Source organism: Taibaiella soli, assembly GCF_003236175.1.
Lineage (GTDB): Bacteria > Bacteroidota > Bacteroidia > Chitinophagales > Chitinophagaceae > QKTW01.
Map to the genome: position 1 here is coordinate 23,235 of NZ_QKTW01000010.1, position 8,660 is coordinate 31,894.

General features: G+C 45.1%; 5 protein-coding genes. 4 read left to right on the forward strand and 1 reads right to left on the reverse strand.

What is annotated here, in order from left to right; all coding sequences use genetic code 11:
- The first annotated feature begins 5 nt into the window (after window positions 1-5).
- Window positions 6-2,369 carry a PKD domain-containing protein gene (locus DN068_RS06555; RefSeq protein WP_110998104.1) on the forward strand — a complete coding sequence of 788 codons (2,364 nt, stop codon included), beginning with the start codon at window positions 6-8 and terminating at the stop codon, window positions 2,367-2,369.
- Window positions 2,370-2,999: 630 nt separating this feature from the next.
- Here DN068_RS06555 and pafA read toward each other — a convergent pair.
- Window positions 3,000-4,637, reverse strand: coding sequence for an alkaline phosphatase PafA (gene pafA, locus DN068_RS06560; RefSeq protein ID WP_110998105.1), 1,638 nt, complete (start codon window positions 4,635-4,637; stop codon window positions 3,000-3,002).
- A gap of 122 nt (window positions 4,638-4,759) precedes the next feature.
- Here pafA and DN068_RS06565 point away from each other — a divergent pair, with 122 nt between their 5' ends.
- The 3 genes from DN068_RS06565 (at window position 4,760) to DN068_RS06575 (ending at window position 8,026) form a co-directional block, all read left to right on the forward strand.
- Window positions 4,760-6,016, forward strand: coding sequence for an aminotransferase class I/II-fold pyridoxal phosphate-dependent enzyme (locus DN068_RS06565; RefSeq protein WP_110998106.1), 1,257 nt, complete (start codon window positions 4,760-4,762; stop codon window positions 6,014-6,016).
- A gap of 242 nt (window positions 6,017-6,258) precedes the next feature.
- Window positions 6,259-7,131 (forward strand): SDR family oxidoreductase, encoded by an 873-nt coding sequence (locus tag DN068_RS06570; protein ID WP_110998107.1) that lies wholly within the window; start codon window positions 6,259-6,261, stop codon window positions 7,129-7,131.
- Between the two features lie 448 nt (window positions 7,132-7,579).
- The gene (locus tag DN068_RS06575; protein WP_110998108.1) at window positions 7,580-8,026 is read left to right on the forward strand and encodes an Hsp20/alpha crystallin family protein; all 447 of its coding nucleotides are present in this window, start codon (window positions 7,580-7,582) and stop codon (window positions 8,024-8,026) included.
- Window positions 8,027-8,660 lie beyond the last annotated feature (634 nt).

The following is an 8,660-nucleotide window of genomic DNA, read 5'->3' on the forward strand; positions in this document are numbered from 1 at the left end:
TCAGTATGTTCAAACATTTAGGGTTCTTACTTACCGCAATGCTTACCTCAGCATTCTGCGGCAGGGCTCAGCTTGCCATTAATGAAGTATCGCAGGGTACCAGCGGCAACAAAGAATATGTAGAATTTGTTGTAAACGGCACGCATACCTGCAATGATACTGCTGCCGATCTCCGCGGCTGGATCTTTGACGACAATGGCGGCTGGTATGGCACTTCTGCTATCTCTGCAGGTTGTTATCATTTTCCCGCTATCGCAAACTGGGCGGCGGTCCCTTATGGTTCCATCATTCTTATTTACAACGATGGCGATAAGAACACAGCTATAACACAAGCTGACGATCCTACCGATGCCAATCACGATGGCGTCTACATTTTACCGATCTCTTCTTCTTATTTAGAGATGAATGCATCTACACCCAATTCCAGCTCTGGCTCCGCATTTTCCTACCCCACTACAGGCTTCACGTCTCAGGGAGGCTGGACCAATATGGCATTGAATAATAACGGCGATGCGGTAGCAACCATCAGCCCGACGGCATTAAGCACTGCGTATTCTGCAATTACTTACGGCAACCTTTCAGGTGGCGTACACATCGGTGCCTCCGGTGGACAAACGGTATATTATGCCACCGGCAGCCAGTTTAATTCATCTGCAGGATGGACATCCGGCGCAGCACCAACTTATGAAACACCAGGCGCACCAAACAACACAGCCAATCAGACATGGATCAATAGCCTGAAGCAAATTGTTTCCGGCGGCACGATCAACAACACAGTTTACGACACGACTTGTGCCAATGTTCCTTATCATTTTAACGGCAATACCTACAATACTTCTGGCACATACATCGGGCATTTCACTTCAATACATGGATGTGATTCGATCGTCACGTTACACCTCACAGTAAAGTCTGCATTAAATCCACCGTCTGTTGTATCTCCTGTTACTTATTGTCAGGGAGCAAGTTCAATACCGTTGACAGCTAACGGGCAAAACCTGCTCTGGTATACAACTTTAAGCGGAACAGGTAGCAGCACAGCACCAACGCCACCTACTACCAACGATGGAAAACAAATCTTTTATGTCTCACAAACAATGAACGGTTGTGAATCACCAAAAGATTCGATCATCGTCATTGTAAAACCAAGACCGACGCCGCCGCAGGTAACAAGTCCGGTTATTTATTGTAAAAATGAATCTGCCGCACCATTGGCTGCAATTGGTCAAAACCTGATGTGGTACACCGATCCGGCGGGACTTTCAGGCGTATTAAACCCGATCGTTCCAAAGACTATTGCCGGAGGAAACACGAACTATTATGTAACACAAGAAATCAACGGTTGCGAAAGCGACAAAGCAATCATCACAGTAACGATCAATGAAGTAATTGCGAATTATATCAGCAACAAGGATTCTTTATGTACCGCCGATACCATCCGCCTCGCTGATAACAGCAAAGGAAATGCCATTGGTTATACCTGGAATTTTGGCGATGGCAACACTGCTACCGGCGCACAAACCACACACATCTTTAGTCAGCCCGGCAATTACGGCATCAAATTGATCAGCACCGACAATACTGGTTGTAAAGATTCAATTAGTAAGGCTTTCCTCGTGCTTCCAACACCGCAGTTCGATTTTGCTATTGCAGATAGCTTACTGTGCCAGGGGCAGGCCGCACAAATCACGAGTCATTTCTCTGATGGCTACATGTATGCCGATTGGGATTTTGGTGACGGAACCGTCATCGCCAAAGCACAAAATCCACAGCACGCATTCGACAGCGCAGGATCATTTACGATTAAAGTAACCGCACGCTATTCGGTTTGTCCGGAGAAAACCATCGAGCACGATGTCCTTGTAAAAAACGCACCTAAAGTCTACATTGGTCCGGACACATCTGTATGTCCGGGAAATGCACCGGTAACGCTTTATGATCGTTATTATAATCCGGCAAACACTTATACCTGGAGCAACGGAACGACTGGTGCGCGCATTACCACACAGCAACCCGACACTTATTGGCTGACGGCTTCTAATGGTCAATGCAGCAGCACAGATACGGCCGTTGTCTGGCGCTCTTGCTACGTGGATATTCCAAATGCATTCACACCAAATGATGATGGCAGCAATGATTATTTCTTCCCGAGACAATTATTATCACGTGCGCTAATTGCATTCCATATGCAAATCTTTAACCGCTGGGGACAACTTATTTTTGAAACCACAAGCACCGATGGGCGCGGCTGGGATGGCAAGCTGAATGGCATTTCACAACCAACCGGCGTATACATTTATATGATAGAAGCTGCATTTGAAAATAACGTGCAGGAAAAATATCAGGGCAACCTGACCTTGCTTCGATAAATATTGTTATTATCTTAGCGCTTGCTACGCCGCAGCAGTTATTTATGCGGGGATTAATCGAACGGTTTTCATGAGGGGTTAACCGGGGAAATTGGAGCAAAATATATAGCAGAAAGGGTCGTTCGTAGCACGACCCTTTTTTGTATTTAAGATTGTTTATTTGAGATTGGAGATTGATGGGTTTTCGCGACTAATTTTCCGAAAAAAAGCATAAAAAGTCAAGATGCTAAGTTGCTTACAACGCACGCAACACCACAAAATTGTGTCTTCTAACGTCATTGCACGAAACAAACTGCTCATGATAATAGAATACGCATTAGTTGCCCGCAAAGATGCATAAGAAGCGAAGACGCTAAAGCTGGACGCAGCCAGATCCTATTACTAATACCCAAAATCACATTTACCACGCTCCCACATTTATTATCGCGTTACCGCAGTAAAAACAACCCAGCGCGAAATCAGATTGCTTCTCTTCGTCCGCAATGACGCGACCTAACGTTCGCTCAGGCACGTTCAGTACCATATAAAACAATAGGAACTGACCGAAGCCAGCTCCCTGTTACTGATATCAAAAATCACATTTACCACATTCCTCACATTCACACATTCATTATCGCATCACGGCATTAATCAAGGTACAATCTCCGTAATCACCTTCCCCACACAGCCGCTCGGCATCTGAATATGCAGCAGCGCCGCAACTGTTGCAGAGATATCCGTCATATGCACTTCACGCGTTGTATGACCAGCTTTAATGCCCCAGCCCATAAACACCAGCGGAATATGTGCATCATAAGCATTCCACACACCATGACTCATACCTGTCGGACCCGAATCCATAACACCTGTCTTCATGATGATCTGAAGATCGCCGCTGTGCGCCGGATTATAACCGTTGATCACCATTTCACGGATGGGCAGCGGGACCGTTGCTGCATTTGCATTGGCGAGATCTACCACTTGCAGCACTTTATCATTCTTGAGCAAATAATTAGTGATGGAAGCTTTCACGTTGTCGATATCAATATGATTACGACGCAATGAAGCGCGATTCAAATAAACATCGTACTCACCTACATAATTGACCAAACTATCAACACCGAATTTCTTCTGCAGCATTGCTGTCAACTCTTTTTTGATTGCATTATCATCCCAGCGACCACCCGGAATACCGTGCTTTGCGAGAAACTCCGGAATATGCGCACCTGCGTGATCTGCGGTTAAGAACACCGTATACTGATCTTTACCCAATGTTTTATCAAGAAAAGCGAACAAGTCACCGAGCGTTTTATCAAGACGCACATAAGTATCCATCAGTTCCCATGAGTTTGGACCAAAAGAGTGACCTACATAATCGGTAGAAGAAAAACTCACCGTAAGAAAATCTGTCTCCGGTGTTTTGCCCATATGTTCCGCAACGATTGCAGTTTTAGCGAGTGAAGCCAGCAAATCATTTGCATAAGGCGTTACCGTAATCTTGCTATAATCAGTGCCGGCAAATTGCTCCAGTTTATAAGGCATGGTCAGCGTGTTTGCACCAAATGGTTTTGCTTCGTATGGATTGGCGTCGTCATCACAATATTGGTTGTATTTATCTTTCGACAGCGCCAGATTCCAGTTCATTTTATAAAAACTATCCACCAGTTTGCGGCCGTTAAATTGCTGCATCCAATCCGGAAGCTGCTGCATATAATACGTGCTGCTGATAAAATTACCAGATTTGCCGTCGTACCAGTAAGCCGCATTTGCTGAGTGACCTGCCGGAATGATCGCACCGCGGTCTTTCATCGACATGCCTATAACTTTATTCTTAAAGTTGGTCGCCAGTCGCAATTCGTCTGTAATAGTGGTTACTTGCACATTTACCGGACTCATTTGCCCCGGTTCTACACTGCTGCTACCTACGGTGGTCACTTTTTTATCTTCGGTACAATACATTTCCCGGTTGAGATTATTATCCCACCAGTTATTGCCCGTAATCCCGTGAATCGCCGGAACGCTGCCTGTATACACGCAGGTATGTCCGCAGGCAGTTACTGTAGGGAGATAAGGCACCATAGCATTATCGCAGGAAAAACCATCGCCCAAGAGTCTTTTGAACCCACCATCAGGCTTATACAAATCATAAAAACGATATAAGTAATCCCAGCGCATCTGGTCCACCACAATACCAACGACCAGCTTTGGACGGGTGATTTTTATCACTTTCTGCCCGAAAGCGCTCAAACCAAAGAGAAAAGAGCCGGCAAACAACAGGAAACGTTTCATTTAAACGGATTTAGAACACAAAAATGCAACGAAGAGGCATTACGATGGGAGTTATTTTTTCTTTAATTTCGCGCATCATTTGTTTGAACAAACTTTGTAACTAATCATTTTCGAAAAATAATATGGACATTTTTGCCAAATTTGAGAAACGCCTCGGTCCTATCGGCGATTACGCTGAAAAAGCGCCGGGATATTTTGCATTCCCTAAACTGGAAGGTGAAATCGGTAACCACATGAAATTTCGTGGTAAAGAATGTATCGTTTGGAGTCTGAACAACTATCTCGGTCTTGCCAACCATCCTGAAGTACGCAAAGCGGATGCTGAAGCGGCTGCGAAATATGGTATGGCTACGCCAATGGGTGCCCGCATGATGAGCGGTAACTCTGACAACCATACAGAACTGGAACGCCAGCTCGCTGAATTCGTAGGCACTGAAGATGCTATGCTCTTCAACTTCGGTTATCAGGGCATGGTTTCTGCAATCGACAGTCTCTGCAGCCGTCACGATGTGGTGGTGTACGATGCTGAATCACACGCTTGTATCATCGATGGGCTGCGTCTGATTCCAAGCCACCGTTATGTGTACAAACACAACGACGTGGAAGACTGCGAAAAGCAACTGCAGCGTGCTACCGAAATGGTGAAGAAAACCGGTGGTGGCATTCTCGTAATTACAGAAGGTGTATTCGGTATGAGCGGTAATCAGGGTAAAATCTCTGAAATCGTTGCGCTGAAAAGCAAATATGAATTCCGCCTGTTCGTAGATGACGCGCACGGTTTCGGTACAATGGGCAAAACCGGTGCAGGTATCGGCGAGCACCAAAACTGTATGAAGGAAATCGATGTGTACTTCTCTACTTTCGCCAAATCAATGGCGAGCATCGGTGGTTTCCTCGCTGCTGACAAAAAAGTACTGACTTACCTCCGTTACAACATGCGTTCGCAGGTATTCGCAAAATCACTGCCGATGCCAATCGTAGTGGGCAACCTGAAACGTCTGGAACTGCTGAAAACGCATCCTGAACTGAAAGAAAAACTCTGGCACAATGTAAACCGTATCCAAAACGGTCTGCGTGAAAGAGGTTTCAATATCGGAACAACTAATACGCCGGTAACTCCGGTTCACATGCAAGGCGGTCTGTTTGATGCTACTCAGCTCATTCTCGACATGCGTGAAAACTACGGTATCTTCTGCTCTGTGGTAGTATACCCGGTAGTTCCGAAAGGCACCATCATTCTGCGTATCATTCCAACTGCTGTTCACACAGACGAAGACATCGACAAAACACTCGAAGTATTCAGCCTGCTGCGCGACAAACTGGAACAAAAACTGTATCCGCAGGAAATGCCACAGATTGCTGCTGAAGCAACAGTTTAATTCTGTTTTAAAATATCATGAAAAAGCCATCCTTTCCGGGTGGCTTTTTTTATTATGCTTTGGATTTTGTTTTTTTGCGTGGCGTTCGTTACTGACAAATGCTGACTCGTGTCATCGCGGGATGTCTCCTATCGTCGACATGACAAGCAGAAGTACAATTAACGGACGAAGCATGTCACCTCGACGTAAGGAGAGGCCCCGCGTAACGCAAATCATAAATCATAAATTACAAATCATAAATAATGAAAGTATTCATTGCCGGTGCGTCCGGATTACTGGGCGGCAATTGCCTCAAACATTTCAGCGAACAGGGATGGGACGTGAAAGGATCTTATTTTTCTTACGCAACCGACAATACTGTTTACTACAACACATTGCAGCCGGAAGATCCGAACAATTTCGACATTGCAGCATTTGCACCAGACGTCATCGTGCATTGTGGCGCACTGACGCATGTCGACTATTGCGAACAGCATCCGGAAGAAAGCTATACGCAGACGGTTACCAGCACCATCAACCTGATTGCCGTTGCGAAAAAATGTAACGCCAAGATGGTGTACATCTCTACCGATTATGTTTTCGACGGAAAAAATGGTCCGTACACAGAAGAGGCTCCGGTAAATCCGATCAGCGTATATGGCCGACACAAACTGGAAGCGGAACAGATGGTGCTGAATGAAATTCCAGGTGCGCTCGTACTGCGTATCACCAATGTATATGGCGAAGAAGCACGTGGCAAAAACTTTATTGCGCGTATCGTACAGCAATGCGAAGAAGGAAAAGAACTCACATTGAAACTTCCGTACGATCAGTTTGCATCACCAACAAATGCATGGGATATTGCACGCGCCATGTTCGTTTTGCTGCGCGACGGCAAAAGCGGCATCTACCACACTGGGGGCACTGATTTTATGAATCGTGTAGAATTAGCATTAACCGTGCTGAAACATTTCCCTGGTGCAAAATATCAACTCATTCCACTTGATACTGCATCATTGCAACAACCTGCAGCACGTCCATTAATCGGCGGATTTGTTTGTATGAAATTCAGAAAAGAATATCCGGAGTTTTTATTCTCCAACGTGGATGATTATCTCCTCGCGAGAAAAAAATAGTCTGCGCTCATTTAGAATTGACTACTTACAGCCTGTCTGAAATTGTTTCAACGACAAAATCAGACGGGCTTTTTTAGTGCGCATAAAAAAACCGTCCTGGTTCATAAACCGGGACGGTAGGACTGTACTTACTAACCCATCGTAAGCAGAACAAATATCAGCAAAAGGTTTGGCATTTGAAAATATAATTTTACACATGGTTGTATTACAACCGTTACTGTAGGTTTTGAGTATGCTACCCTGTCATTTTCATTGACTTTTCTTCAGGACATTTTTATCGTCGCTGCCAGCTTTGAAACTTCGTTTTGACAATTTGTCATTTAAAAATATTTTTTACAGACATTTTGTCTCTAAAAATTGAGTGGTCTTTTTTTTGTTCTATACCATTCGAAGGTTTTTCAAAAACACATTTAAAAACAAGATTTCAAAACACTAAAAGAATACCATTATGTACTACAGAAAAAATTTCCAGATGAATCCACAAAGCTTAGGCGGTATTATTGAAGACATCTTCCAAAACGGCCTGAAAGCCGCAAGCGAAGAATTGAAGAGCGATGATCGTCACTTTGGCCACGTCCCTGTAAACATTCACGAAAACGAAAAGGGTTACGAACTCCATGTTGTAGCTCCGGGACTGAAAAAAGAAGCATTTAAGATTAACGTAGAAAAAAACATTCTGACTGTTTCTTACGACCACAAAGACGAAAGCAACGAACAAGCCCCGAAAGCATTGCGCACGGAATATCGCACACGCTCTTTCAAACGCAGCTTTACGCTGAGCGAAAAAGCAGACGCAAGCCATATCACAGCGCAATACCTGGACGGTATCCTGACGGTTTCCATCCCTAAGAAAGAAAACCAGGAACAACCAGTTCAAAATATCACAGTAGCATAAGGCTCCAAGCAAACAATCAAAATAACAGATGACAAGGCGGTGGTTCTCCACTGCCTTTTTTATTTGATGATCTGCGCTGGCGCGAACGTTAGCATAGCGCGCTCATGACTGGTGCCGTGTCAGTCTCCCGACTGACGTCTAATCCCTGACTGGCGCAAGTGTCCCGAAGGACCACTTGTGTCTAAAGAATTCCTCCCGATTGCATCGGACACTTTTGCTACCAGCATTGCCGCTCCGATCAAACATAGTTGCGACGCTCCGTTCATCGACAGTAAGGCTATTGGGCTACCGCGAGCGTTAGCGAAGCGCTCTCGAGACTGAGCACACGGCCAGTCTCCCGACTGGCAAATATTCTGGACTAGAAACGTAACGCAGTCAGAGACTGCACTGAGTTATAGACACGAGCGCCAGTAATTTTTTCCGACTATCATCATTTACTCAATTATCACGTGTTGGCGACGCGCCAGTAAATAACATGAACACCCACTCTTTTAGAGCCAACGTCCACTCTCCGAGAGTGGGCGTCGATGCAAATTGTATCGACGTCGACTCTTTTAGAGTCAACGCTCACTCTCTGAGAGTCAACGTCCATTCTCTGAGAGTCAATCTTCATTCTTTTAGAGTCAACGTCCAC

What these genes read in the sequence shown, in the direction of transcription:
- DN068_RS06555 (WP_110998104.1), top strand. Translation starts at nt 6, where the DNA reads ATGTTCAAACATTTAGGGTTCTTACTTACCGCAATGCTTACCTCAGCA.
- pafA (WP_110998105.1), bottom strand. Translation starts at nt 4,637, where the DNA reads ATGAAACGTTTCCTGTTGTTTGCCGGCTCTTTTCTCTTTGGTTTGAGC.
- DN068_RS06565 (WP_110998106.1), top strand. Translation starts at nt 4,760, where the DNA reads ATGGACATTTTTGCCAAATTTGAGAAACGCCTCGGTCCTATCGGCGAT.
- DN068_RS06570 (WP_110998107.1), top strand. Translation starts at nt 6,259, where the DNA reads ATGAAAGTATTCATTGCCGGTGCGTCCGGATTACTGGGCGGCAATTGC.
- DN068_RS06575 (WP_110998108.1), top strand. Translation starts at nt 7,580, where the DNA reads ATGTACTACAGAAAAAATTTCCAGATGAATCCACAAAGCTTAGGCGGT.